The 25,104-nt window shown below is 48.2% G+C and carries 23 protein-coding genes; 7 read left to right on the top strand and 16 right to left on the bottom strand.

Annotation, left to right across the window (positions count from 1 at the left end):
• Nucleotides 1-123 precede the first annotated feature (123 nt).
• Entirely contained in the window at nt 124-1,119 is a 996-nt protein-coding gene (locus ACNFN4_RS16920; protein ID WP_263121578.1) for an LLM class flavin-dependent oxidoreductase, read from the top strand.
• A 44-nt stretch (nt 1,120-1,163) separates the two neighbouring features.
• On the opposite strand, the gene ACNFN4_RS16915 is transcribed toward ACNFN4_RS16920, so the two are convergent.
• The 4 genes from ACNFN4_RS16915 to ACNFN4_RS16900 form a co-directional block, all read right to left on the bottom strand.
• Nucleotides 1,164-2,003 (bottom strand): metal ABC transporter permease, encoded by an 840-nt coding sequence (locus ACNFN4_RS16915; protein ID WP_007409044.1) that lies wholly within the window; start codon nt 2,001-2,003, stop codon nt 1,164-1,166.
• Nucleotides 1,961-2,656, bottom strand: a complete 696-nt coding sequence (locus tag ACNFN4_RS16910; protein ID WP_021495283.1) for a metal ABC transporter ATP-binding protein — start codon at nt 2,654-2,656, stop codon at nt 1,961-1,963. The genes ACNFN4_RS16915 and ACNFN4_RS16910 overlap by 43 nt, the downstream gene beginning before the upstream one ends.
• 54 nt (nt 2,657-2,710) lie before the next feature.
• The gene (locus ACNFN4_RS16905; RefSeq protein ID WP_029973931.1) at nt 2,711-3,670 is read right to left on the bottom strand and encodes a metal ABC transporter substrate-binding protein; all 960 of its coding nucleotides are present in this window, start codon (nt 3,668-3,670) and stop codon (nt 2,711-2,713) included.
• Between the two features lie 185 nt (nt 3,671-3,855).
• A complete protein-coding gene (locus tag ACNFN4_RS16900; RefSeq protein WP_448200330.1) occupies nt 3,856-5,535 on the bottom strand; it encodes a glycoside hydrolase family 13 protein in 1,680 nt (559 codons plus the stop codon).
• 351 nt (nt 5,536-5,886) lie between these two features.
• Between ACNFN4_RS16900 and ACNFN4_RS16895 the strand changes: the two genes are divergently transcribed.
• Nucleotides 5,887-7,125, top strand: coding sequence for an MFS transporter (locus ACNFN4_RS16895; RefSeq protein ID WP_017419352.1), 1,239 nt, complete (start codon nt 5,887-5,889; stop codon nt 7,123-7,125).
• 3 nt (nt 7,126-7,128) lie between these two features.
• Here ACNFN4_RS16895 and ACNFN4_RS16890 read toward each other — a convergent pair whose 3' ends face one another.
• Entirely contained in the window at nt 7,129-7,905 is a 777-nt protein-coding gene (locus ACNFN4_RS16890; RefSeq protein ID WP_110124498.1) for a glucose 1-dehydrogenase, read from the bottom strand.
• A 114-nt stretch (nt 7,906-8,019) separates the two neighbouring features.
• Nucleotides 8,020-9,141 (bottom strand): response regulator aspartate phosphatase, encoded by a 1,122-nt coding sequence (locus tag ACNFN4_RS16885; protein WP_095061492.1) that lies wholly within the window; start codon nt 9,139-9,141, stop codon nt 8,020-8,022.
• Nucleotides 9,142-9,250: 109 nt separating this feature from the next.
• Here ACNFN4_RS16885 and ACNFN4_RS16880 point away from each other — a divergent pair, with 109 nt between their 5' ends.
• Nucleotides 9,251-9,754 (top strand): M15 family metallopeptidase, encoded by a 504-nt coding sequence (locus ACNFN4_RS16880; protein ID WP_326353198.1) that lies wholly within the window; start codon nt 9,251-9,253, stop codon nt 9,752-9,754.
• Here ACNFN4_RS16880 and ACNFN4_RS16875 read toward each other — a convergent pair.
• Complete coding sequence (locus ACNFN4_RS16875; RefSeq protein ID WP_029973934.1) at nt 9,751-11,109, bottom strand: YcdB/YcdC domain-containing protein; 1,359 nt, start codon at nt 11,107-11,109, stop codon at nt 9,751-9,753. The genes ACNFN4_RS16880 and ACNFN4_RS16875 overlap by 4 nt on opposite strands.
• Before the next feature lie 200 nt (nt 11,110-11,309).
• Entirely contained in the window at nt 11,310-12,710 is a 1,401-nt protein-coding gene (locus tag ACNFN4_RS16870) for a YcdB/YcdC domain-containing protein (protein ID WP_448200329.1), read from the bottom strand.
• A gap of 122 nt (nt 12,711-12,832) precedes the next feature.
• On the opposite strand from ACNFN4_RS16870, the gene ACNFN4_RS16865 reads away from it, so the two are divergent.
• Nucleotides 12,833-13,828, top strand: a complete 996-nt coding sequence (locus ACNFN4_RS16865; protein WP_215797323.1) for a DUF5105 domain-containing protein — start codon at nt 12,833-12,835, stop codon at nt 13,826-13,828.
• Between the two features lie 43 nt (nt 13,829-13,871).
• Here the strand turns inward: ACNFN4_RS16865 and ACNFN4_RS16860 are convergent, their stop codons facing one another.
• From ACNFN4_RS16860 to ACNFN4_RS16845, 4 genes are all read right to left on the bottom strand, one after another.
• On the bottom strand, nt 13,872-14,804 hold the full coding sequence (locus ACNFN4_RS16860) for an aldo/keto reductase (protein ID WP_014416832.1): 933 nt from the start codon (nt 14,802-14,804) through the stop codon (nt 13,872-13,874).
• A 129-nt stretch (nt 14,805-14,933) separates the two neighbouring features.
• Nucleotides 14,934-16,004: a helix-turn-helix domain-containing protein gene (locus ACNFN4_RS16855; protein WP_095061498.1), complete on the bottom strand. Its 1,071-nt coding sequence runs from the start codon at nt 16,002-16,004 to the stop codon at nt 14,934-14,936.
• Nucleotides 16,005-16,141: 137 nt separating this feature from the next.
• Nucleotides 16,142-16,786: an esterase/lipase family protein gene (locus ACNFN4_RS16850; RefSeq protein WP_022552536.1), complete on the bottom strand. Its 645-nt coding sequence runs from the start codon at nt 16,784-16,786 to the stop codon at nt 16,142-16,144.
• 196 nt (nt 16,787-16,982) lie between these two features.
• Nucleotides 16,983-18,098, bottom strand: a complete 1,116-nt coding sequence (locus ACNFN4_RS16845; RefSeq protein WP_072177568.1) for a type II asparaginase — start codon at nt 18,096-18,098, stop codon at nt 16,983-16,985.
• Between the two features lie 177 nt (nt 18,099-18,275).
• Here ACNFN4_RS16845 and ACNFN4_RS16840 point away from each other — a divergent pair, with 177 nt between their 5' ends.
• On the top strand, nt 18,276-18,842 hold the full coding sequence (locus tag ACNFN4_RS16840) for a TetR/AcrR family transcriptional regulator (RefSeq protein WP_015416737.1): 567 nt from the start codon (nt 18,276-18,278) through the stop codon (nt 18,840-18,842).
• A gap of 36 nt (nt 18,843-18,878) precedes the next feature.
• Nucleotides 18,879-20,318, top strand: coding sequence for a lincomycin efflux MFS transporter Lmr(B) (gene lmr(B), locus ACNFN4_RS16835; protein ID WP_061861808.1), 1,440 nt, complete (start codon nt 18,879-18,881; stop codon nt 20,316-20,318).
• A 34-nt stretch (nt 20,319-20,352) separates the two neighbouring features.
• On the opposite strand, the gene ACNFN4_RS16830 is transcribed toward lmr(B), so the two are convergent.
• On the bottom strand, nt 20,353-21,480 hold the full coding sequence (locus ACNFN4_RS16830) for an aminotransferase class V-fold PLP-dependent enzyme (protein ID WP_448200328.1): 1,128 nt from the start codon (nt 21,478-21,480) through the stop codon (nt 20,353-20,355).
• 71 nt (nt 21,481-21,551) lie between these two features.
• Here ACNFN4_RS16830 and pcp point away from each other — a divergent pair, with 71 nt between their 5' ends.
• Entirely contained in the window at nt 21,552-22,199 is a 648-nt protein-coding gene (gene pcp, locus ACNFN4_RS16825; protein WP_095061504.1) for a pyroglutamyl-peptidase I, read from the top strand.
• On the opposite strand, the gene tatC is transcribed toward pcp, so the two are convergent.
• The 3 genes from tatC to ACNFN4_RS16810 all read right to left on the bottom strand — a co-directional run bounded on the left by tatC (nt 22,196) and on the right by ACNFN4_RS16810 (nt 24,944).
• Nucleotides 22,196-22,921 (bottom strand): twin-arginine translocase subunit TatC, encoded by a 726-nt coding sequence (gene tatC, locus ACNFN4_RS16820; protein ID WP_448200327.1) that lies wholly within the window; start codon nt 22,919-22,921, stop codon nt 22,196-22,198. The two genes, pcp and tatC, sit on opposite strands and share 4 nt — an antisense overlap.
• A 61-nt stretch (nt 22,922-22,982) precedes the next feature.
• Entirely contained in the window at nt 22,983-23,180 is a 198-nt protein-coding gene (locus tag ACNFN4_RS16815) for a twin-arginine translocase TatA/TatE family subunit (protein ID WP_003156681.1), read from the bottom strand.
• Nucleotides 23,181-23,192: 12 nt separating this feature from the next.
• On the bottom strand, nt 23,193-24,944 hold the full coding sequence (locus tag ACNFN4_RS16810) for an alkaline phosphatase D family protein (RefSeq protein WP_014416824.1): 1,752 nt from the start codon (nt 24,942-24,944) through the stop codon (nt 23,193-23,195).
• Nucleotides 24,945-25,104: the final 160 nt, after the last annotated feature.

Here is a 25,104-nt window from a genome sequence, read left to right as displayed (position 1 = left end):
GGCGAAAAATTACTTCCTATATTCTCCTTCGTTCCGGAGAGAATAGAGAAAACAAAGAAATTGACGGGGACTGAACATTTTTCCTATCCTTGTAACAATACATGTCAGGAAAGGGGCAGACGAGTGATTGATTTAAGCATACTTGATCAGGCGCCCGTATCCAAAGGAAACGGGCCGCACGAGACGCTCCGCCGTTCAGCGGAGCTCGCCCGCCTCAGTGAAGGGTGGGGCTATAAGCGGTACTGGTTTGCCGAGCATCACGGCACAAGAGGGCTCGCAAGCGTTTCGCCGGAAATTATGATCGCTCATACCGCCGCAGCCACAACGTCCATCCGTGTCGGATCAGGCGGCGTGCTGCTGCCGCAGTACAGCCCCTATAAAGTCGCGGAAACTTTCCGTCAGCTTGAGGCGCTGCATCCGAACCGGATTGACCTCGGGGTCGGACGCTCACCGGGCGGCACAACGAAAATCCGGCTCGCCCTCACAGACGGGGTAAAGAAAAGCATGACCGAATTTAACAGGCAGCTTGAGGATTTATCATCCTTTCTGACAGATTCGATTCCCTCGAACCATGCTTATGCAGGAATAAAAACAGCGCCTTTGATTGAAACAGCCCCGCAGCTTTGGGTGCTCGGCCTCGGGGAAAACAGCGCCAGACGCGCCGCTCTTCAAGGTGCGGGCTATGTCTTCGGCCATTTCATTAATCCGGAACGCGGGGAAAAAGCTTTTCAGATCTATCGGGACCATTTCCGGGCCTCCGCCCATTTTTCCGCTCCCGCCTCGCTCTGTGCCATTTTCGTCATATGCGCGGCTACGGATGAGAAAGCGGAAGAACTCGCGTTAAGCCAGGATTTATGGCTTCTTCGTGTCGGAAAAGGCGCCGACAGCCGCGTGCCGAGTGTGGAAGAAGCGAAGGCTTATCCGTATTCGCCGGAGGATCGTAAACAGATAGAAGAAAACAGGAAGCGGATGGTGATCGGCTCTCCTGCCGCAGTGAAACGCCGTCTGCTTGAACTTTCCGAGCGGTATCAGACAAAAGAGATGATGGTGCTGTGCAACGTCTTTGATTTCGAAGCAAAAAAAGAGTCATATGAGCGTCTTGCTGATATATTTCTGTAAAAAAAAGCCGTCAAACGGAGCAGCAGATGAGACTGCTGCACCGCTTAACGGCGATTTTTTCGTTCTTTTCCTTTTTTAAACGCATTCCAAATCCCCTGCAGCGTAAACCCGAGCAGAAGCAGAATGATTAACAGTAAAGTGATTGACGGCCCCGGAGGCGTTCCGAGCTGGTACGAAGACGTCAGCCCCATGAACACACTGAAAAGAGAAATAATAATGGCCGCCGCAAACACCCATTTAAACCCTTTGGCAATACGGATTGCAAAAGCCGCGGGCAGTACGAGGAGCGCGGAAACGAGCAGCACGCCGATAATCGGAATAATGACCGAAATCGCCAGCCCCGTCACGATGCTGAATGACATTGACAGGAGGTTTGTGTTAATGCCTGATGTCTTCGCCGTCGCCTCGTCAAAGGTAAGCAGATAGAGCGGTCTGTTTAATATAATGAAATAAAGCAGAATCAGCAGGGTAATGCCTCCGATAATATAGACCTGCTGCTGGCTGACCGTGACAAGCGATCCAAATAAATATTGATCGATGCTCATCGATGCGCCGCCTTTTGACAGGCTGATCAGAAACATCGCAAACGACAGCCCGGCCGCCATTAAGATTGCGATAGATACCTCTGAATATGTACGGTACGCCCGCCGCATGTATTCAATGCCGATCGCTCCGATCGTGACGACAACAATGCTCGCCGCTGTAATATTGGTACTGAGAAAAAAACCGATGGCCACGCCCGACAATGAAATATGAGACAGCGTATCCGCCATCAGCGCCTGTCTTCTCAGCACGAGATATACGCCTAATATCGGCGCCATAATTCCGATCATGCTTCCCGCTAGAAAAGCTCGTCGCATGAATTCCAAGTCAAACATTTCCATCCGCCTTTTTCCCCCCTCTCAAGCCGTATAACTTTATCCAGATACTGCTGTACTTCGTTTTGTTCGTGTGTCACCATGACGACGGTGCGGTTGTGATTTTTCACTTGATGGTGCATAAATTCGTAGAAACCCTGTCTGCTTTCATAATCAACCGCTGTTGTCGGCTCATCAAGCATCAGCAGGTCCGGATTGCTCGCAAGCATTCTCGCAATGCAGATTTTCTGCTTCTGTCCGCCGGATAAATCGCCGATTTTCCGGTGGCGGAAATCCCACATTTCCACCATCTTCAGCGCGTTTTCCACCTCGTGGTGATCCGTTTCGTTCAATCGTTTAAACCATTTTCCTTTCGTATAACGGCCTGATTGCACAAGCTCCAGAACAGTGCTTGGGAATCCTGCGTTAAATGAAGAAATCTGCTGCGGAACATAGCCGATTGTCAGGCGTTTTCCGGCTGCATTTTTTTTACTGATCTCGGCCGTTCCTTCCCAAGGTCTGAGCATGCCAAGCATGACTTTCATGAGCGTCGATTTTGACGCGCCGTTCGGTCCTGTAATGCCGACGAATTCGCCGCTTTTGATTTCCAGCGACACGCCGTCAAGCACCGGTGTATGCGAATAACCAAAAACGATATCTTTTAATGTAACGAGATTCATGCTGACCTTCCTTTCCCGCATAGAAATAGTGTGCACCCCGCGGCGCACACTATGTTATTTAACCAATAGCGAATCTTTCAGTGCATCAAGGTTTTTCTCCATAATGTCGATATAACCGATGCCTTTATCCCGTTCTTTTTGGCTTAAACCTTCCAGTGTATTGAGCACTTCCGTTTTCGCGCCGATTTCACCGGCAAGTGTATCTGCAACTTTAGGCGATGCAACTTCTTCAAAGTAGATGATCTTCACATCATGCTTTTTGGCAAACGTTTTGAGATCCGCCAGTTTGGCCGCACTCGGCTCTTCTTCAGGAGAAAGGCCTGCAATCGCGACTTGTTTTAAGCCGTATTCTTTGGCGAGATAGCTGAATGCCGCGTGCTGTGTGATCAATTCTTTTTTCGCCGCTTTATTTAATGTTGTACGGTATAGTTTATCAAGATCCTGCAGTTTTGCAATATATTCTTTACTATTTTTCTCATAGTATGCTTTATTCTTCGGGTCCTGTTTTACGATCTGCGCCGTAATGGTTTTGACCTCTTTTTGCGCAAGAACCGGGCTGAGCCACACGTGAGGGTCCATGCTGTGGCTGTGGTCATGACCGCCGTGTCCATGTTCCTCTTCCTCTTCATCCGAACCTTCGAGTAAGTCAATTCCTTTTGACGCCTTTACAAACTTCGCATGATCAGAGCTCATGCTTTTTTCCGCTGAAGGAACCCATGTCTCCATATATTCGCTGTTGTATACGAAAAGATCGGCGTTTTGAATGCCGGCGATATCTTTCGGCGTCGGCTCCCAATCATGGGGTTCGACCGAAGACGGGATGAGAATGTCTACATCGCCTTTGTCTTTGACAATTTGTTTCGTGAATTCGTACATAGGATAAAAGGTCGTCACGACGTGCAGTTTGCCGCTTTTCGAAGAACCTGACGAACCTTTTGAAGATGAATTGCCGCAGCCCGCCGCGATTAAAAAGCATGCCGCAATGACAATGATTCCGCTCCATTTTTTAAACAAGCCGTTTCCCCCTGTTCTGTAAATCAGAATGATGACGATTTCCAAAGCGTACTTTCTCTTTCATTTGTTACCTATACCATAATAAAACGAAGTAATTACGTTTTGCAAGATATTTTTTTCTAAATTGATATCCGATTTACCTAAAAAGCCCCCGCCATGTATGGACGGGGGCGTCGTATCACATATCAGGCAAGCAGATAAACTCTTGTTTCATAAGGGCGGAATGTGATGCGGGATTCCGTGCCGCCGTCATTTTCATAGTTGCTGAGAAGCAGCTCGGCCCTTTCAGGTTCGGAGCCGTCCGGCCAATAAAAGGCGGCTTCTTCTTTCGATACGTTGCTGATGGACATGAGTTTTTGTCCGTTTGCCTGTCTTTCATACACAAACAGCTGCGGGTCATCAGGAAGCAGCAGGGTGTAGCTGCCTTTTATGATATCAGCATACTGTTTTCTCAGGCGGATCAGTTTTTTGTAAAAGTTCAATATAGAATCGGGATCATCCTGAGCCTCGGCCGCATTGACGGTTTTGTAATCGGGATTGACCTTCAGCCACGGTTCGCCCTCCGTAAATCCGGCATTCTTGCTGCCGTCCCACTGCATCGGTGTACGGGCATGGTCCCGGCTTTTCGCCATAATGGACGCCATGACTTCTTCTCTGTTGCGGCCCATTTCAAATACCCTTTTATGATACATATTGACGGTCTGAATATCTTGATAATCCTCTATTCTGTCAAACGGAGCGTTTGTCATGCCGATTTCTTCTCCCTGGTAAATGTACGGCGTGCCTTTCATGAAATAAAGCAGGGCGGCAAGCATTTTGGCGGATGCTTTGCGGTATGTGCTTTCGTCTCCGAAACGGGATACGATCCGGGGCTGGTCATGATTGCACCAATACAGCGTATTCCAGCCTTGATGTTCCAGTTTTTCCTGCCAGTCTGTGAGCACTTTCTTTAAATCGGACAGCTCAAGCGGTTTTACATCCCAATGCTCTTGGCCCGGCTTTTGATCAAGCTCCATATGCTGAAAATGAAAAATCATATTCAGTTCATGCTCATCGGTTCCCGTGTAGACGAGCCCTTCCTCAGGCGTCACTGATCCGGCCTCGCCGACTGACATCACGTCATATTTGGAAAATACCTCTTTCGTCATTTCTTTTAAGTAATCATGTATCCGTGCCCCGTTTGGCCGGAAAGGCTTCGGATCGGCCCGGCGGGCGATGTAATCTTCATATGGCGGCAAATATTCTTTTTTTGACAGAAGATGAAGCTGGTCTATTCGCAATCCGTCCACGCCTTTATCGAGCCAAAATCTCATCATCTCGTATACTGATTGCCGAACCTCGGGATTTTCCCAATTCAGATCGGCTTGTTTGACGGCGTTCATATGCAGATAATATTCGCCCGTATGTTCTTCGTACTGCCAGACGGATTGTCCGTAATCCGACACCCAATCGGTCGGCGGGCCGTCCGCGGTGCCCGGCCGCCAAATATAATAATCGCGGTATTTGCTGTCCGGATTCATTTCCGCCTCTTTGAACCAAGGATGCTCCGTGGAGGTATGATTTAAGACGAAATCCATCACAAGCTTTAATCCGCGGCTGCGGCATTCTGTAAGCAGATCGTGAAAATCCTCCATCGTTCCGTAGGATTCCATAACCGCTTGATGATCCGTCACATCGTAGCCGTTATCAACGTTTGGCGACGGGTAAATCGGGCAGATCCATATCACATCAGCGCCAAGTTCTTTTATATAATCGAGACGCGCGATAATCCCCCGCAGGTCGCCTATGCCGTCGCCGTTCGTATCTTGAAAGCTTCGCGGATAGATTTGATAGACAACGGCGTCTTTCCACCAGTCACTTGCCATAAAGTTTAATCTCCTTTATTTTTAATAGATGATTTCCTTGTTTTTATTAAATGTAAACAAGGTCTTCCCTATATTCCCCAAACGCAATATGACCACTTGAGCCACAGACCGAAAAATAAAAAAATCCAATTATTACAAGATATATTTACAAAATTGCAATAATTGGTTATTATTTGATTATTCTGAGTTATGAGAAGGCACTGCCTCAATTGAAGCAAAAAGCGCCAAAGACTTACTGGAAGAAATAGGGGACAATTACGAAGTTACGATTGAGTAGAGAAATCGAGAAGAACTTAGCTGTCCTAAGTTCTTCTCTTTATTGTATTTAACATTATCGGAAAGGATTAAATCATGATTAAAAACAGAGCGCTTCTTTTTGTTGTCAGCAGTAATTTTATACACAAATTAACTGAAAATATATATGACCTCGTTCTCCCCTTATTAATACTTTATTTCACAAACTCTCCAATTTTAATGGGGGTTTGCTACGCTTTAGGTTTTTTGGCGGATTTTCTTGCAGCATATTTTGGCGGTGCCGTTATAGATTCATATAATAGAAAAAAGGTACTTATCTTCATTTCAATATCCCAGGCATTCCTCATTTCTTTCATTCCGATCTTCCATGAATTTCAGATCCTAACGGCACCCCTTGTCTTATTTATTGCTTTTTTTATTGATCTGCTGATCGCGATGTATGGTTTAACTGACATATCTATCATTCCTGAAATCGTGAAAAAGAGTGATCTGCCCTCAGCTAATTCTTTTTCTCAGATCGCTTTATCAATAGCTACTTCAATCGGCCCTTCAATAGCCGGTTTATCATTAACCATATTTGGTTTATTTAACAGCCTATGGTTTACGTTTTCAGGTTTTTTGATCCTTATCTTCTCGCTTAGATTAATAAACTACTCAGATAAAGAGATAACAGCTGCTGCAACTCCTAAGGAAATTCTCAGGAAAAGTTTTGAGGGTCTTAAATATACCCTCTCGATTAAAGTCTACAAGCTGCTGACGTTATGGAACCTATTTATAAATTTAGGGTTAACAGGTGCGGTTCTCATGATTATGTTCAAACTCAAAGAAGAGCTTCATATCACGGAAACACAAATCGGTTTCATTTATACGCTAAGTGCTGCAGGCGGAATCATTAGCGGTCTTATTCTTCCCTACGTGCACCGTTTTTTCAAGTCAGCACATGCATTGTTTATTTCATCTTTCATGACTGCATTGTCTTTACTGATTCTTGCACACAGCGATCATTGGCTGACAATCGGAATTCTTAATTCCATTTTAATGGGGAGCATAGGTTTGAATTCCAGACTTGTAAGTTTGCTTTTTCAGACTCATGTCCCTGCTGATTATTTAGGACGAGTTTTTAGCGGTTCAAGGCTTATCTCAACATTACTGGCTCCCCTTAGCGTTTTAGCCGCAGGCTATTTTTCTCATAAACTTGGTACTTTGCATGTGTTCCAGGCAGGCTCATTTATTATAATATTGACAAATATTGTTTTTCTGTTCACTTCACTTCGACACGAAGACTGGCGTCTCCTAAAGGAAGAAAGTGACGTTAAAAATGAGAAATTAGTATAATTTTCACTCCAGCTGAGACGGATAAAGCGTCATGCCTCCGTCGACGAAAAGTGTCGTTCCGGTCACGTAACTCGCTTCTTCCGACACCATCCATGCGGCGGCCGCGGCGACTTCTTCCGGTTTGCCGAAGGCGTTCATCGGAATTTTTTTCAGCTGGGCCTGTTTATGTGTTTCATCTTCCAGATCCTTATTGGACTCCGTGGCGATCGTGCCGGGAGCGATGGCATTCACCCGGATGCCTTTGTCTGCGTAATTGAGCGCCATCGTTTCCGTCATCATTTTGATTCCGCCCTTGGATGCCGAGTACTGCACGTTTTCAGGGCGGGGTATTTGCTGATGAACGCTCGATATGTTTAAGACCGTTCCTTTTTTGCCGCGCTCGAGCATATGTTTCAGTGCCGCTTTCGCCCCCAAAAAGGTGCCGGTCACGTTGACGTCGATGACCCTTTGCCAATCCTCCAGGCTCATTTCATGGGGCATCGCTTCGGCTCCGTTAAAGCCCGAATTGTTGACCATCACGTCCACGCCCCCGAAATGCTCCTGCGCGGCATGAAACAGCGCCTGAATCCCTTCTTCTGAGGATACATCGGCTTTTACGGTGACGGCTCGGCCTCCCGCTTTCTCAATGATGTCCGCCGCTTCTTCCGCTCCGGAGGAATCACCGAGGTAGTTCACAACCACATTCATCCGCTCCTTGCCGAAGCGTTCGGCAATGGCCTTTCCGATTCCTTTCGAAGAACCTGTTACGATTGCTGTTTTTCCCTGTAAATCCTGATACATTGTCTCATTTCCTCCCTGATGTTAATACAGAGCATGTACCCGGTTTTGATCGGCTGAAAACAAAAGGGATCATAAAAAGAACGATGAAACCGAAGCTCCCCCGTTCTTTTTTCATTATGCGTAGTTGTTCATTTGCAGCCTTTTTTGCACGCCGACAAGCCTGCTGAAAAAATAAGATGCCGCTTTGTAGTTCTCCCGTTTATGAAAGAAATGAGCCGCGTCCTGAAGCAGTTCCTCTGTGTCAGCCAACAGCTCTTTTGATTCCAGAATGTCAAAATACTCTTTGAGCGAATCCTGTCCGCCTTCCCCCTTATAAAGCTCTTTAATCAGACGGAATTTCGTCAGATAGATCTCATCTTCCCATTCCGCCGCGCTTCTCATGCCCCGCGCGCAGCTGGCGGCGGCTTCACTGTATTTTTCCGTTTTAAAGTAGATATGCGTGAGTGAAAAAACAGCCTGGATGACCTGCCGGAAGCTGTGTGCTTCAAATCCGGCGGCCGCCCGTTCAAAATCCTCCGCCGCCTTGCAAAAGTCACCCAGACTGTACATACAGTGCCCGATATTATAATAGGCCGCAGCAATCATATATTGATCATCAAGCCGCTCCGCGTGCTCCAAGGCGCATTCGAGGTATTCCAGCGCTTTTTTATGCTGCTGGGCGTCCATCAGATTTCCGGCAATGATAAATTTGCACTGCACCCTTCTCATTCCGTACAATTCATATTTCTTGTAAATATCAAGCGCCTGTCCTGCGTAATTCATCGAAAAGAAAGTCTGCTTGATATGATAGTACACCTCAGAAATTTTATACAAAAACTCGGCTTTCTCTATGTCATCTTCCACATATTCAAGCTTTTCCTCAGCCCGCTTATAATGAGAAATCGCTGAGATGAAGTTTTTCTGCTTAAATTCATACATTCCCCTGAAATAGTAAAAATAATATTCCAGTAAGCCGGTCAGCTTTTGCTGGTTCATCTCAATCTCAGTGAGCATTTCAGAGAACGGAGGCTGGCAGTCGCCGTCTTTCATGGGTTTTAATTTATCCAGCATGATGCGGTGCCGAAATTCCATCAATGAAAAATACAACAATAAATCCTGGTTCTCTTCCATATCTTCGAGTTCATATTGAATCTCCCGCTTCAGCGCTTCAGCTTTATCGGCTTCAAACGCGCGGATCAGCTTATACCATTCATTCATCTTTACGGCCACTTCTTCAGATGGAATCTTGGATTTCATAGATTTGCCTCCTTCCTCCGACTACTAATTATGTTATATTTTATCATAGCAAATTTATGGCAGTGAGCAAACAAAGATTTTAACCAATTAAAGAAAGAGAGAATTCACCATGAAACTATCAGTCAGAATTGCGCTGCTTTTGATCCTCTTCTTTTCCGCAGACCTATGTTTTTCCTATGTGCAGAAAGAATTGAGGCCGCAGACGGCATTACAAGACAGAGCCATTCCAAACGCTCTTCATCCGCTCGTGAAACAGAATGCGGAGCTATTGCAGACGGCCGCTCTGAAAAAAGGCATCACCGTCGTTATCACAGAGGGTTTCAGATCAATTGAGGAACAAAACGAATTGTACCGTCAAGGACGTTCAAAAAAAGGAAATATCGTCACCTACGCAAAAGGCGGGGAATCTTACCACAATTACGGCCTTGCGATCGACTTCGCCCTGCAAAAAAAGGATGGAAGCCTGATTTGGGATATGACGTACGACGGAAACCGAAACGGCACGCCCGATTGGCTTGAGGTCGTATCGATTGCCAAAAAGCTCGGTTTTGATTGGGGAGGCGATTGGAGAGGCTTTAAAGATTATCCTCATTTACAAATGATCCCTGGCTAATAAAACCTTTTCTTTTTTCGCTTTTGCGCATCAATGTACGGAGGATAGACAGGCCTGTACACAAGCTTATATCCTTCATTGCCGGACGGCGTAAAATCGCGCTGCCACTCCAGCCGCAGATGGAAATCGGATAAAAAAGCGGCCTTTGCTTCTTCGGGAGTAACGGCCGGCACCGGATTGATCTTCTCCAGCTGCTCCGGGTCAATGTCAGGCGCCATGTAAGCTTCCACAAGCCCCGTTACGGGACTGACAAGTATTCTCGCAGCGCCGAACCGCAGCGGAATATCCTGATGCCATATGGAAAAATGGAAGCGGAACCTGCCCCTTCCGTCCGTTTTCACCGGGTTCATTTTAAAAAACTCGTCCGCTCTCGGATAAAGCTTGTATAAAAATTGAAGCGCGACGGCCTCACACTCTTCCGCAGAATAAAAGGCCGGGCCCTGATGCTCAATAAAAGATTTAAAGGCTGTCATTTTCCCTGTCTTTTTGTCCGTTTTCATCTTCATTGTATTTTTGTTGCTGCTTTCAAAATAGCTTTCGATACTCAAATCTTTCCGTTCCGGAACCGATCCTTTCCGCCATGTTGTTCCGATCTCATCCCCGAGATCGCGCCGGCGCGTCTGAACCATATCCGCGGTAAACCCCATTAATTCATCCAGGCTGATTTCCCGTTTATGTTCAAACGCGGGAAGCGGTTTTGCCGGCTCATTCCTGTCTTCGCAAAGCTGCTGATCCGGCACGATATCATCTTCACCGGCCGGATAGCTGTAAGCCGGCAGAATCGGTTCATAGACGAGACGCGGTATTTTCTCAAAATTGACCACATCATAGACGAGACTGAATGTCAGCACACTCATATAATGCGAGACGACTTTTTCCCGATCGACGAATGTTTCCGGGACGGGCGCTTCACCCTTATCCCCGTAATAGATAAACTGCACGACGAAGCCGCTCCTGGTTACATCAACGAAAAAACCTGAATCGGGAAGCGGCCGGCCGAGCACTTTTTTTGTATAGATAAATCGGATGCACCCATTGCGTTCTTCCTTCGCCTGAAAGATGAAATTCATAAAAGTAAGCGGGCGGTGTCTCGCCGCAAACCGAAGAGCCGTCAGCTTTAATTCGGCGTCTGACAGCTGCATGTCTGAACCCGGACAGTCGTTGCGTGAATAAGTAAGCAAAGATCCGTCGTCGCCCAGCTCAATCGTGACCGTTTTATCCGGCTGGTTACGATCTTTCCATATATAATAGGCTTTCGTTTTTTGTTTTTCATCATAATCTTCTATTTCAAGCTCATAGTGCGGCGGTATGTTCCCGATTTCCAGCGCTTTTTTTCTCAGATGTTCTTTCAGCAATGGGGTCATCCTTTCAGAAGAGTGTATAAAAAAGAACTGTTTTTTATTATATAAAAACGTCCTTATCCTTTTAAAGGGAAGAAAGTGCCTTTTATGTGTCTATTTTTAGCAAAGAGGGAAAAGAGCCGTATTCAGAGCGGCTCTTTTTCATACAAATGTCACATTCCCCGTGAAAGACCCGGGACGAACGCCCATGACCTTCAGCCTATTAAACTCGTGATCGCTTCTCCCGTATGAGCCTCAATAAACCGTGGGAAAACCGGCTTGTATACGAGCCTGTACACTTTTCCGCAGCTGTCGTCATCGTAACAATGGTCCCAAGCGAGCTCTGCTTTGATGGCCCGGCGGATCGCATCCTTCGCCTCTTCCATTGTCAATGAAGGAACGGGATCGATTTCCTGGAGCTCTTTCGGATCAATTTCCGGCGGCATATAAAAAGTGACAAGACCCGTCTTTTTGCTGACACAGATTCTCCCCTCTCCGAATCGCAAATCAACGCCGCCCGAACAAGCCTTATATGTAAGTCCCACGTTTTCTCCTTCATCATCCGGCTCATCATATTGAACCCGGAAATACTGATCCGCTTCCGGAAACATGGCGAATAAAAAGCGGATGGCCGTGTGATGGCATTCTTCCTCGGAAAACACCGGTTCGCCTTCAACTTTTATAAATGACATCACCCCGGTGAGCCGGTCCGATTCTTTATCATACCTTGTTTTCAATACGTGTTCATTCCGTTCTTTAAACAGACTTTCAAAGCTTTTATCTTCCCGTACGGATTTTGTTTTTTCAGGACGCCAGGCAATGCCGATACAGCCCTCTCCAAGATCGCTTTCCCTCTCTTTATAAAAACCGTCGTGCAGCCCGATCATGTCATTGATGCTCATTTTTTCCGCTTCAGGTGCAGGGCGTGAAATCGGGACATACGGCCGCGTGTCGTCTTCCAGCTCTTCATATTCGTCTATTTCTGCATTCTCTTCCTTCAGGTCGGCCGATATCGGCCGCGTCGGAGACACGATTTCATAGACGAGATGGGGCTTGTCATCCCCCTGCACATAGACGGACTGATGCAGTACGGTGAACAACAGCTCTGCTTCAATATGTTTGACAAAGTGAGCCAATGCTTCCCGCTTGTCCGCAATTGTTCCGGGTCTTACAAGATTATCGGCCTTCCCATGGTAAGAAAAGCCGGTTACTTCCCCTGTCAAAGACAGATCGACGTAAAACCCGGTCAGCGGGAGCGGCAGACCGTCAGCCATCTGAACATAGGAATATCTCACATCGCCATCATTGGCGGAGCCGCTGTTTTCCAATTCGAACTCAGCCAATGCCCCAGGACGATGGGTTTCTAAAAACGCCCGCATCCGTTTTTCTATGTCCGATTCCGAAAGAGGCGGCAGATCAGTCCGGAAAGCCGGACGGGATAAGTATTTCAGTTTTCCGTCCCGGTCTAATTCGACCATGATGCCGGCTTCCGGATCATTCTTATCTTCCCACCAAAACAGAACCTCATCTTCCTGGTATTCTTCCACATTACTCTCATAGCGGGCAGGTACGTTTCCGATTCGGAGAGCCAGCTGTTTCAACTCTTCTTTTTTCATCATAACACTTCCTTTTCTTCCAAAAAGATTGATGATTACCAAGACTCTTTTATACAAAACTAGTATAATTAACCTGTCTGTCTTCATGACTATCGAATTAATAACAACAGGGGGTAAACCAGATGTCCATCAAAAAAATGAGCGCCGTGTTTTTCATTCTGCTTCTCACGGCATTTACCGCCGCATGCAGCAGCGAAACGAGCGGCGGCCAGGAAAGCAGCACGGCGAAAGTGAAAATAAAAGAGACGGCATGGGCCGCTTCAGACGATACTGAACATCCGGCCGCGCTGAAAGTAACGGTCACCGTCAAAAATACGGGCAAAGACCCGCTTACCGTCAAAAGCAGCGACTTCTCGCTTTATCAGGATGACGCAAAAACAGCCAAGGCCGATAAGGAAGACTTGTTGCAGAGCGGCACGCTTCATGCGGGTAAGACAGTGACGGGCAATCTGTACTTCACGGCTGACGAAGGCAAATCCTATGAATTGGTATATCAGCCGCAGGCAAAAGACGCGAAGCCTTTATCTTATAAACTGAAAGTCAAAGGCACAGCCTCAAACGCAAAACCTGACCCGGCGGACGCATTATCCGCCTACATTGATGTGATGCTGTACGGCAAGCACAATAAAGATTTCACCCGCCTGACCGGTGTAAATGAAAAAATGACGGCCGCCGCATATCAGGAATCGGCGAAAGCCAGCTTTATCACCTCAGCAGGCATTTCACAAGAACAGGCGGATTCAAAAGCCATTACCGCTATTATTGACGCCATGTCATCAGCGCTTCGGGATAACACGGAGCTCAAGGTGCATACCAAATCCATGTCAGGCAAAAAAGCCGTCCTTGAAGCAAAAGTGACGCCGCTTGATATGTCTCCGCTTGCGGGCCAGCTGCAAGACCGCGTGCAAGACTATGCCGGAAAGCACCCTGATGCTGATGAAAACGAAATTGTCAGCCACCTTCTTTCTGTCTATCCGGAAGAGTTTATGCGCCTGAAACCGGCTTCTTCTTCCGTTACAAGAGAAATCGAGATGAAGAAAAACGCCCGCGGCCAGTGGTATCTGGATACAGACGCCGATCTGGAAGGATTGACAGAAGCGTTTTTGAAAACGTCCTGACAACAAGAAAGGAAATAGCGCAGGCTATTTCCTTTTTTTATTTTCACTTAAAGATGTCACTGATAAATTGAACCTCATCCTCGGTTAACTGCACATGAAGCGCGTCCAGATTGTGTTTCAGCTGGTCGGGGCGTTTGGCTCCGGGAATGATCGCATCCACCGCCGGCTGCGACAGAAGCCATGCGAGTGCGATATGCGCTGTCTGCGCCCCTTTTTCTTCCGCAACGGCCCGAAGCTTATCCACTCGCTCCAGGTTTTGGTGAAAAGCTTCTCCCTGAAACGGCGGCCTGTTCTTTCGGCTGTCCTCAAAGACTGTGTCTTTTGTAAACTTTCCCGTCAGCAAGCCGGAAGCAAGCGGAAAATAAGGAATAAAGGAAATGCCGTTCTTTTCACAATAAGGCAGCAGATCGTGCTCCGCCTCACGCTGAATCAGTGAATATTCCGATTGAAAAACCTCTAAATAGCCGTCGGCGTTAAACTCCTGCAATTGCCGGAAGCTGAGATTGGACGCGCCGATTGCTCTGATTTTCCCTTCGTCCTTCAGTTCTTTTAACGTGCCCGCCACTTCGGAGAGCGGTGTTTTGCCGTCAGGGAAGTGGACGTAATACAAATCAATCACGTCTGTTTTCAGCCGCTTCAGGCTGTTTTCCGCCTCACTCCGGAGAAATTCACGGCTGTTGTCCAGCTCGATCTGTCCGTTGACCTCTTTGTGCGCGCCTTTTGACGCAATCACGAGGCTGTCCCGCACGCCGCGCTCTGCGACAACTTCACCGATTAACTCTTCGGAACGCCCCAAACCGTATATAAACGCCGTATCAATAAAATTGACGCCGCCGTCCAGCGCTGTGCGGATGAGTTCTTTTCCCGTTTCATCATTAAGATTCGGAAACAGATTATGTCCTCCGACCGCATTAGCGCCAAAGCCGATACGCTTTACCCGTAAATCCGTCCTGCCCAGCGTACGTGTCTCATCCATGGCTCAGGCTCCCTTCCTTTTATCGCTCTGTTTAGTATTAGATAACCGGTAAGAATTATCCTGCCTGAGAGCCTATCTATAGAAAAAACCTTGAAAAGCGTTTGCCCTTCAAGGTTTTTTTGCTGTGTATTAAGATGTCAGAGCTGCGGCGAAGCGTTCGGCTTCATCCGTGAGAGCACCCTCGATTTCCTTATAGCGGCTGGAAATCGTTGAGGCGCTGACGCCGTACTTCTTCGCCAGCTTGGCTTGAGAAACGGACGCGCCGTTCAGAGAAATGCTGTTCACGTAATATTCGACCGCCGCTGCGAAAGCTTCAGGCTTTCTGATCGTCGGTGTTTTTTTGACACAGAACGTTTTCCACAGATCAATCACGGCCGGAACCAGCTCAGCCGGGTATTCATCCCCGCTCAGGCCTTTTTCAATGGCGTCTGCCGTTTCCTTCTCCATGTCGTTGGCCCACTCTGTCTGTTTTTCTTCAGCAGCCTGCTCAGGCTCTTCCGCCGTTGTTAAAAGAGCGGCCAGCACAGTGTCGAAGTTTTCCTGCATAAAGCGCTCAGGCGATTTTCCTTCCGCAAGGGCCGGGGCCGCCGCCTTTTTCACTTTGCTGATTAGAGCTTCGGTCCGCTTCACAGGGAAGATCGTAAATTGCATGAAGAACTCCGCTTTTTCCGCTTCGTGGATCGGATAGCCTAGAATCAGGCTTCCCGCCGGCGGAAGATCCTGCTGGCTGACGTCCATTTCCACTTTGAATTGTTTCTTCGTCATCACATCTTCAAAGTGAATCATTCCTTCTTTCACATCTTCAAGCACCATAACGGCAGGTGTCATGCTTGTCCATGATTCAACGATTTCCCGTGTTTTCGGGCGGTTGATGCCGCCGGCTTTTTTCTGAAGATATTCTTCAAAAATCGTCTTGCCGCCTGCCAGCGGACGGAAGAAAATTCCCCAGATACCGAGGTTGAAGACTCCGATGTCTTTTGTCTGTCTGTCCAGCTCCGTAATGAACGCGTGCTGGTTAATAAATGATGATATGCCGTCTCTATGTGCTGTAAAGGCGTACTCCATTAGGCTTTCCTGAATCTGTTTCGCTTCTTTTGCCGCGATGTCTGCCGGAATGGCAGCTTCTTTGCTTCCGCAGCATTTTTTATATTTCTTCCCACTGCCGCATGGGCAAGGGGCATTTCTTTTCACTTTTCCCACAATAAACCCTCCGAATTCTGATATAACTTTATTATTTTAACAAAAATAACTTCAGAGGGCTTGGTTTACGGCGAAAAAAGAATATGGAAGAAAAAAAAGACCCCGGGATATTCTCATTCTCCGGGGCTTTGAAACTGTTAATTTGTATTTTGTCCGCCGCCGTTCAGACCTTCTTTAATCAGCCCGTTTACTTGGCTGTTCATCAAAAGTCCGATGTGTCCGACACCGTGAATCTGCACGTTTTTCCCGCCGATCAGCCGTGACAGCGGGTTCAGGACGATTAAGTCCGCTGAGCTGTAAATCGATGTATATAAAATCTTTTGGTTCGGATCAGTCCCCGGAAGCGCCCGGTTGGTCACAAGGCCGTTCGCTCCGCCCAGTGTTACGACGTTTGCGATTTTGTCTCCGCCGTCAAGATTTTTAATGTAATAGAGCGTGTTGGCGCCCCCCATGCTGTGCGCGACGATATCGACTTTTTTCGCACCTGTTTCGCTGAGCACTTTTTTCACGTAATTGGACAGTCTCGGCGCATTGTGTCTGTTGTTTCCGGTTTTGTCTAAGAAATCGATGGCGTACATCTCTTTTCTTGACCAGCCTTGAGATGCCAAGTATGTTTTGATTCCCGCGAAGTTAAAGGACGCCCCGCCGATTCCGTGGACCATGACAACAGGGTTATGCCCTGAGGAGGCTTTCGATACGGTCGGCTGGAAGGCAAATACGGAAATGACGGACAGCATACAAACTGTAAGGATGACTAGGATTTTATTTTTTATATGTTTCATGAACTTTCCTCCTGCTATGTAATATTTTTGCAGTTTTCATTCTATTAGAGGAGAAAAGGAAAAAATAGTGTATTTTTTACTGTTTTCAACAATTAAAAAAAGAGCGGAAAAATGAGAAAGACGCCCCTTTCCCGAAAGCACGCTTATGCTTTAATACGGCATACCGAAAAAGGAGAGAACACCCGGTTCTCTACTCCTAGTACTCATTGAAATAGGTTTGAATCCGCTTAGGATCATGCGTTTTTGTCAGCGCAAGCATCAGCAGAATCCGCGCTTTTTGAGGGTTGAGAGAGTTTGAAGCTGTCAAATGGTCTTTTTCATACTCTCGATTAGGTGTTACCGTTCCGTTTCCCGTCCTTGTGGAGCGGACGACCGCCAGCCCGCTTTTGACCGACTTTACGGCGCCTTTTTGGGCCTCATCAGACATTGAGCCGTTTCCCGGGCCTGCAAAAATAATGCCTTGCGCTCCTGATTTTACGGCGGCTTCAAAGAGATAGCTTCCGTCATTTTGATAGCCGTATATAATATCGACCTGCGGCAGTTTATCAAGTTTATCTATCTTGAAATCTGTATCCTTCGTATGCTTTCGGGTCATGATGTTATTAAAATAGACGTCATCAGCAATTGTTCCGATATAACCCATTTCTTCCGATTTGAATGTGTCGGCCGCGGTTGTATTGGTTTTTGTCACATAGCGCGCCGAAGCGATTCTGTCATTTAATACGACAAGCGTCCCCTTGCCTTTCGCATCAGGCGCAGCCGCTGTTTTTACAGCGTTATATAAGTTGGACGGCCCGTCCGCTCCGAGCGCCGTGGACGGCCTCATTGACCCGGCGACAACAACGGGCTTGTCACTTTTGACCGTCAGATTGAGAAAGTAGGCGGTTTCCTCAAGTGTGTCTGTTCCATGTGTAATGACAATGCCGTCTGTATCATCAGACTTGAGCAGCTTGTTTACCCGTTTTGCAAGTTTGAGCAGTGTCTCGTTATTCATATTCTGGCTGCCGATATTCACAACCTGTTCTCCGCTCACATGCGCGACCTCTTTTATCTCCGGAACGGCCTGAATCAGGGCATCAACTCCGATTGCTCCCGCCGTGTACTCCGTAGCGGACGTCTTTGAAGGAGCAGCGCCTGCAATTGTGCCGCCGGCGGCAAGAATTTTAATATTCGGAAGTCCGTCTTTTTTCGCTGGGGCTGCGGCTGCCATCCGGGGCGGTGTTTCTTTCGCTTGAGGAGATTGGGAGCAGCCGGCCGCGATGAAGAGCAGAGCCGTGATAAATGTAATGAAGGGCATGAATTGTTTTTTCATTCTTTTCTCTCCTTTTCTTTATTTATGAAGTTTTTCCTCTCACCGGTCAACGCGCTTGTCAGGCATTCTTCCGAAGAAAATAACCGTTAAAAAACCTTGACACCGTCATGCGAAATCAAGATAATAGACCAGTCACTATATTTTAAATTTGTCAAAAATCAGTAAGGTGGGAACATTATGAGCTATGGAGATTCTCGTGAAAAAATCCTCGCCGCGGCAACCAGGCTGTTTCAGCTTCAGGGGTATTACGGCACGGGGCTGAATCAGATTATTAAAGAAAGCGGTGCGCCGAAAGGTTCTCTTTACTATCATTTTCCGGACGGCAAAGAGCAGCTCGCCATTGAGGCTGTCAATGAAATGAGCCATTATATCCGTATGAAAATAAAAGAAAGCCTTGATGCCCATCCTGATCCTGCGGAAAGCATTCAAGCGTTTTTACAGGACTTATCAAGCCAATTCACATGTCCGGAGAACTTTGAAGGGTTTCCTGTCGGTTTACTGGCTGCCGAGACGGCTTTAAAGAGCGAAAAGCTCCGGCAGGCCTGTCAAAGCGCTTATCAGGAATGGGAGAATCTGTTCGCGGGCAAATTGAGATCAGCCGGTTTTTCTGATGAGAAAGCGGCGGAAATCAGCACTGTTTTAAATGCCATGATAGAAGGCGGCATCATTGTGTCCTTAGCCAAAAAAGACAAAATGCCGATCCTCCATATTTCTAAACAAATCCCGAACCTGCTGAAGACATAAAATACGAGAGACATGTACGTATAGAAAGAGAGGAGAATGATTTTGGAAAACGCTCAGCCTTCCAAACAATATAAAGTCATGCCGATCATGATTTCTTTACTGACGGCAGGGTTTATCGGCATGTTCAGTGAAACGGCGCTGAATATCGCCCTGACTGACCTGATGAAGGAGTTACATATCACTCCTGCGACCGTCCAGTGGCTGACGACGGGCTATCTGCTCGTTCTCGGTATTCTTGTCCCGGTATCGGGTCTGCTTTTGCAATGGTTTACGACGAGACAGCTGTTTATCGTTTCACTCGCTTTTTCCATTATCGGCACGCTGATTGCAGCGCTTGCGCCGAGCTTTCCGTTTCTTTTGGCGGCAAGAATCGTGCAGGCTTTAGGAACCGGGCTGCTGCTGCCGCTGATGTTTAATACAATCCTCGTCATCTTCCCGCCGCATAAGCGCGGAGCGGCGATGGGGACGATCGGGCTTGTCATCATGTTCGCTCCTGCGATCGGTCCGACGTTTTCAGGGCTTGTGTTAGAGCATTTGAACTGGCATTGGATTTTCTGGATTTCCCTGCCGTTTCTTGTGTTGGCTCTTTTATTCGGCATCGCCTACATGCAGAACGTGTCTGACATAACAAAACCGAAAATTGACGTGCTTTCCATTATTCTGTCTACGATCGGGTTTGGCGGCATCGTATTCGGATTCAGCAATGCCGGCGAAGGATCAGACGGCTGGTCAAGCCCGACGGTTATCGGTTCGCTCACTGTCGGTGCGATCGCGCTCATCTTATTTTCCATCAGGCAGCTGACAATGAAACAGCCGATGATGAATCTGCGCGCTTTCCGCTATCCGATGTTTATCCTCGGTGTCGTGATTGTATTTATCTGTATGATGGTTATCTTATCGACAATGCTCCTATTGCCTATGTATTTACAAAGCGGACTGATGCTGACGGCGTTTACGTCCGGGCTCATCCTGCTGCCGGGCGGTATTTTAAACGGCTTTATGTCTCCGGTGACGGGGCGCCTGTTTGATAAATACGGACCGAAGTGGCTTGTCATTCCCGGGTTTGTCATCACAGCCGCCGTACTTTGGTTTTTCTCAAACATTACCGGCGCTTCAACGGCCATTCTCATCGTCGTGCTCCACACATGCCTGATGATCGGCATTTCCATGATCATGATGCCGGCGCAAACGAATGGCTTAAACCAGCTGCCGCCGGAATTTTATCCGGACGGAACGGCCATTATGAATACGCTCCAGCAGATGGCCGGCGCAATCGGCACTGCGGTGGCGGTCAGCATCATGGCAGCCGGGCAGAAGAATTATATGAGCACCGTGAAAAACCCGAATGATCCTTCCGCATACTCTCACGCGCTGATTGCGGGCGTCCAGCACGCCTTTATCTTCGCAATGATTGTCGCCGTTATCGGTTTGATCAGCGCTTTCTTTATGAAACGGGTCAAAGTGAATCACTCATAAGAAAACAGCAGGCTCCCCGTGAGCCTGCTGTTTTTTATATACCGCGCGCTTCAGCCAGTTCATCAATCGCATAGATCAGATCATCGGCCGTGTTATAGAAATGAGGCGCCAGCCGGATGATTTGTCCGCTGGGTGCGCATACGATGTTTTTCCGCCTCAACAGCGCAGCCGTTTCCGCCGCTTTTTCATCCCGTATGGAAATCATGCCGGGTCTGTCATCGGCAGACGGCGGCCCTGTGAGATTCAGTCCTTTTTCAGAAGCGTATTCATACGCAAATGCGCTGAGTTTTTTTACTTCTTGGTGAATGCGGTCTGTGCCGGCATCGTTTACTAGAGATAAAGCCGCCTGTGCCGCATATATGCTGATAAATGCCGGGGTTCCGGTCTCAAAGCGTTTGGCTCCGTCCGCATAAGAAAAACGGGTTAAATCCAGCATCGACGCCCGCTGCTGCCCGAACCACCCGGTGACTTTCGGCTTCAGCCGTTCGGCAAGTTCCTTTCTGACATAAAGAAACGCCGTTCCCGGTATGCCGAGCATATACTTTCTCGCACCCGCGGCCAGCATATCAACTCCCCATTCTTTTACATCAATCGGGATGTGCCCCGCCGATTGATAAGCATCGACAAAAAGAAGCGATCCCTTCTTTGCGGATATCTCGGCAATGCGCTTCATATCCTGGACAAAACCGGACGTATATGACACATGGGGCACACAGGTGAAAAGCGTCTGTTCCGATATGTACGTCTCATACCGCTCTAACGGGATCATTCCATCTTCAGACGGCACGACTGAAAGCTCCATCTCAGTCTGTGCCTTCAAAATGTGGGCGATCGCCGGAAAATCCAATTCCGTATACACCGCCTGTTTCTTTCGGCAATCCGATAAAGCAGAAACGACGGCAGAGACAGCAGCCGTTACTGAAGGTAAAACGGCGATTTCTTCAGGATGGGCGCCGATCAATTTCGCAAATTCACACCTTGCCTGCTCCGTTCGTCCAATGGCTTCTTCCCAGTTTCTGCCATGCTGAAGCAGGCTTTCCTGGTAGTCATTAATCGCTTTTGAAACCGGCAGGGCAAGAGCGCTTTGAGAGCAGCTGGCGAGCATCGTATGTGTGCGGAGCGCCGGAAATAAAGATCGGTATTGCATCAGAGGCGAATTCAAGACATGTTTCCCCCTTCGGCAGGAATATATGTCCATTATAGAGTATGGTAAAAAGAAAAGGAGGGTTTTATATGGAGAAAAAAGTATTGCTGACAGGCTTTGACCCCTTTGGCGGGGAAACGGTCAATCCTTCATGGGAAGCGGTCAAACGGCTGAACGGTGCCGCTGAGGGCTCCGCCTCTATCGTATCCGAACAAGTGCCGACCGTTTTTTATAAGTCTCTTGCCGTGCTGCGCGAGGCGATCAAAAAGCATCAGCCTGACATTATCATCTGTGTCGGACAGGCAGGCGGCAGAATGCAGATCACGCCGGAACGGGTCGCGATCAATCTCAATGAGGCGCGCATACCGGATAACGAAGGAAACCAGCCTGTCGGGGAAAACATTTCTCAAGACGGTCCCGCGGCCTATTGGACCGGCCTTCCGATCAAACGGATCGTTGAGGAAATCAAAAAGGAAGGCATTCCCGCGGCTGTATCCTACACGGCGGGGACGTTTGTATGCAATCACCTCTTTTACGGCCTGATGGATGAAATCGCCTGCCATCATCCCCACATCCGCGGCGGGTTTATACACATCCCGTACATTCCGGAGCAAACCTTGCAGAAGTCTGCGCCGAGCCTCAGCCTGGATCTCGTGACAAAAGCGCTCAAAATCGCCGCGGTGACCGCCGCGGCGCATGAGGACGATATTGAGACCGGCGGAGGCGAACTTCACTAAGCTGCAGACGGCGCCTCGGCCCATTTCTTCCGGTAAACGATGCGGGACAGCGTCACACTGATTTCATAGAGGACGAGCAGCGGAATCATGACGAGAAAGTCAGACATAAAATCCGGAGGCGTAATCAGCACAGAGACGACGATCAGCACAAAATACGAAAGCTTCCGCGCCTTTGCCAGCCGGGTTGGATTCACGATTCCGAGCCGTGTCAGAAACATGACGGCCAGAGGCATTTCAAATAAAAATCCGAACGGCAATGTAAGATTCAGCATAAAGGTAAAATACTTGTCCGCCGTAAATACCATGTCAAAATGGCCGGCGGATAATTGTGTTAAAAATCCGAGCACAATCGGAAACAGCACAAAATACCCGAAGGAAATTCCGATAATAAACAAAACGGACAGCCCCGGAATGTAAAGCAAAGCGGCGCGGCGTTCAAACGGGGTCAAGGCCGGCGCCGTAAAACGCCAGAGCTGAAAGGCCGCAACCGGAATCGCTGCCGTAAGGGCGCATATTCCCGCAATCATCATATACACCCATAAAATCTCGCTCGGCCCTAAAACGGCCAGTCTTCCATGCAAATCCTTGATCAGCCAGTCATAAATATCCTGCACAAACCAGCAGGCGCCGATAAAACACACGAGAAAGGCGATAACGGTTTTAATGAGACGCTGCCGGACTTCCTCTAAATGCCCGATCAAGTGGGTTTCTTTTTTATCCAATCGTACATCCTCCTTATAGAGAAAGAGGCAGAAGCGGATTCGTCTGCCCCCATGTCAGGATTCAGCCTGCCGTTTTGTCTTTCTCAGCTGTCTGCTTGTCCGGCTCTTCATTTGAGACCAATGTTTTTGCGGCGCTTTTAAATTCAAGCAGCGTGCGGCCGGCGGCACGGCCGATCTCCGGAAGCTTTGAAGGTCCGAAAATGATGAGAGCGATGACGAAGATCAGGATCAACCCGGGAATGCCGATATTTGAAAACATGAGTGTGCCTCCTTATTGTGAGATTTTGGCCCGTTTCTTTCTCATTTGCTTTTCATGCGCATTGTTATGGGCGAAGAAACGATCCTCTTCCACCTCGTTTGACTGCTTTAAACCGCCTGCAACCGCAGCTTGAGAGACCTTCCGAATCCCCGTCTGGTCTTTCTGATAAATGAATGAAGCCCGCGTGGATACCTCAGCCCCCGGCTCCGTCACGTACGGCACCACTCTGTAATCCGCTCTCCATTGGGCAGGGGTCACCGTACAGCGGACATAGCCGCGGTAATCGTTGAAAAACTTAATATGCGGGTTTTGTTTTAAGATCTGATCCGTATCGGCCCGTTTATCCGCTCCGTTTCCTCCAGATGTAATGGAAGTCCCGACGAATTCGGCTCCGAAAATCTTTGAATTCGTTTGGTTAAAATCGGTATGCAGGTTTGACGCCCAGCTTGCGTGAACATCACCCGTCAGCACGATGACATTGTTCAGGTTTTTGCTTTTTATAAAATTGATGACCCGCTCCCGCTGCGCCGGGTAGCCGTCCCATGAATCCATGCTGTATATCGGATTGGCGGTTGTTCCGAAATTCCATTGCGCGAAAAAGATTTGCTGCGCCAGCACATTCCACTTCGCTTTTGAGGCGGCTAAATTGCCGAAGAGCCATTGCTCCTGTTCTGTCCCCATCAATGTACGCTTCGGGTCTCTCCACTCATCAGAAGGCGGCTTATTCCCGTCGCCGTTGGCCTGATCATCTCTGTACTGTCTTGTATCAAGCACATTGAACGATGCCAAATTGCCATAAGAAAATTGCCTGTACAGCCGCATATCAGGACCGTTCGGCAATGACATGCGCCTGAGCGGCATGTGTTCATAATAAGCCTGATAAGCGGCGGCCCTCCTGAGCACAAACGCTTCAACGGATTGGCCTTTTTCAGGGATAACATTGGCATAATTGTTTTCCACCTCATGATCGTCCCACGTCACGACCCACGGAAATGCGGCGTGGGCGGCTTTCAGATTGGCATCAGAGCGGTATTGGGCATGACGGTTGCGGTAATCTGACAGTGTATACACTTCAGCGCTGCTGTGCGTCCTGACATTTCCCGTTTTTGACACATATTCGTTCGGTCCGTATTCATAAATGTAATCTCCGAGATGGAACACGAGATCAAGCTTTTCCTTCGCCATATGTTTATACGCCGTATAATAGCCGTGTTCATACTGCTGGCATGAGGCAAATGCAAACGTCATGGCGGATACGTCAGCGCCGGGAGCGGGCAGCGTTTTCGTCCGGCCGACGGGACTGAGCTCATGCCCGCTTTTAAACCGGTAATAGTACACTTTATTGGGCTTGAGCCCGTCCGCCTCGACATGGACGGAGTGTCCGAGATTCGGCTTGGCCATTTCCGTTCCGCGTTTGACGATGTGACGGAAATGTTCATCAGTAGCGATTTCCCATTTTACCGGCACGGCCTGCTTCGGCATGCCGCCCCCATTCAGCGGGTCCGGGGCAAGACGCGTCCAGAGAATGACGCTGTCAGACAGCGGGTCGCCGGAGGCTACGCCGAGGGTGAACGGATAGTTTGAAAATTTCGGAGCGGCATTCACTTCAAACGCGCCGATGGATTGCGCGATCGCTAACCCGAGGGAAAGACCGGCGATTTTCCCGGCGCCTTGTATAAATGCGCGGCGGTCAAACGTATTGTTCTGAAAGCTTTTGTTCTCCAATTCCTTGATCCATTCATCTAAACGGCCGTCATGTGTCATGTCAGTTCCCCTTTCGTCTCATTGATCGCCCTTATTATAAAAAAGAAATGTTAAACCGCTATGAAGAAGTGTGAAGGGTTTGTAAGGCTGAAAAATGGACGGCGGGAGACATTTTTCACATTGTTTCGACAAACCTTGCCCCGCCGGGAGAAAACCCCCT

The sequence above is a fragment of the Bacillus sp. N1(2025) genome (assembly GCF_053470005.1).
Note: the sequence above shows the minus strand (reverse complement) of the source record. Positions and strands in the feature narration are given on the sequence as shown.

Bases quoted from the DNA above. Each gene is read 5' to 3' on its own strand.
- ACNFN4_RS16915 (WP_007409044.1), bottom strand. From the start codon at position 2,003: ATGGAAATGTTTGACTTGGAATTCATGCGACGAGCTTTTCTAGCGGGA.
- ACNFN4_RS16910 (WP_021495283.1), bottom strand. From the start codon at position 2,656: ATGAATCTCGTTACATTAAAAGATATCGTTTTTGGTTATTCGCATACA.
- ACNFN4_RS16900 (WP_448200330.1), bottom strand. From the start codon at position 5,535: ATGGCAAGTGACTGGTGGAAAGACGCCGTTGTCTATCAAATCTATCCG.
- ACNFN4_RS16895 (WP_017419352.1), top strand. From the start codon at position 5,887: ATGATTAAAAACAGAGCGCTTCTTTTTGTTGTCAGCAGTAATTTTATA.
- ACNFN4_RS16890 (WP_110124498.1), bottom strand. From the start codon at position 7,905: ATGTATCAGGATTTACAGGGAAAAACAGCAATCGTAACAGGTTCTTCG.
- ACNFN4_RS16885 (WP_095061492.1), bottom strand. From the start codon at position 9,141: ATGAAATCCAAGATTCCATCTGAAGAAGTGGCCGTAAAGATGAATGAA.
- ACNFN4_RS16880 (WP_326353198.1), top strand. From the start codon at position 9,251: ATGAAACTATCAGTCAGAATTGCGCTGCTTTTGATCCTCTTCTTTTCC.
- ACNFN4_RS16870 (WP_448200329.1), bottom strand. From the start codon at position 12,710: ATGAAAAAAGAAGAGTTGAAACAGCTGGCTCTCCGAATCGGAAACGTA.
- ACNFN4_RS16865 (WP_215797323.1), top strand. From the start codon at position 12,833: ATGTCCATCAAAAAAATGAGCGCCGTGTTTTTCATTCTGCTTCTCACG.
- ACNFN4_RS16860 (WP_014416832.1), bottom strand. From the start codon at position 14,804: ATGGATGAGACACGTACGCTGGGCAGGACGGATTTACGGGTAAAGCGT.
- ACNFN4_RS16850 (WP_022552536.1), bottom strand. From the start codon at position 16,786: ATGAAACATATAAAAAATAAAATCCTAGTCATCCTTACAGTTTGTATG.
- ACNFN4_RS16845 (WP_072177568.1), bottom strand. From the start codon at position 18,098: ATGAAAAAACAATTCATGCCCTTCATTACATTTATCACGGCTCTGCTC.
- ACNFN4_RS16840 (WP_015416737.1), top strand. From the start codon at position 18,276: ATGAGCTATGGAGATTCTCGTGAAAAAATCCTCGCCGCGGCAACCAGG.
- pcp (WP_095061504.1), top strand. From the start codon at position 21,552: ATGGAGAAAAAAGTATTGCTGACAGGCTTTGACCCCTTTGGCGGGGAA.
- ACNFN4_RS16815 (WP_003156681.1), bottom strand. From the start codon at position 23,180: ATGTTTTCAAATATCGGCATTCCCGGGTTGATCCTGATCTTCGTCATC.
- ACNFN4_RS16810 (WP_014416824.1), bottom strand. From the start codon at position 24,944: ATGACACATGACGGCCGTTTAGATGAATGGATCAAGGAATTGGAGAAC.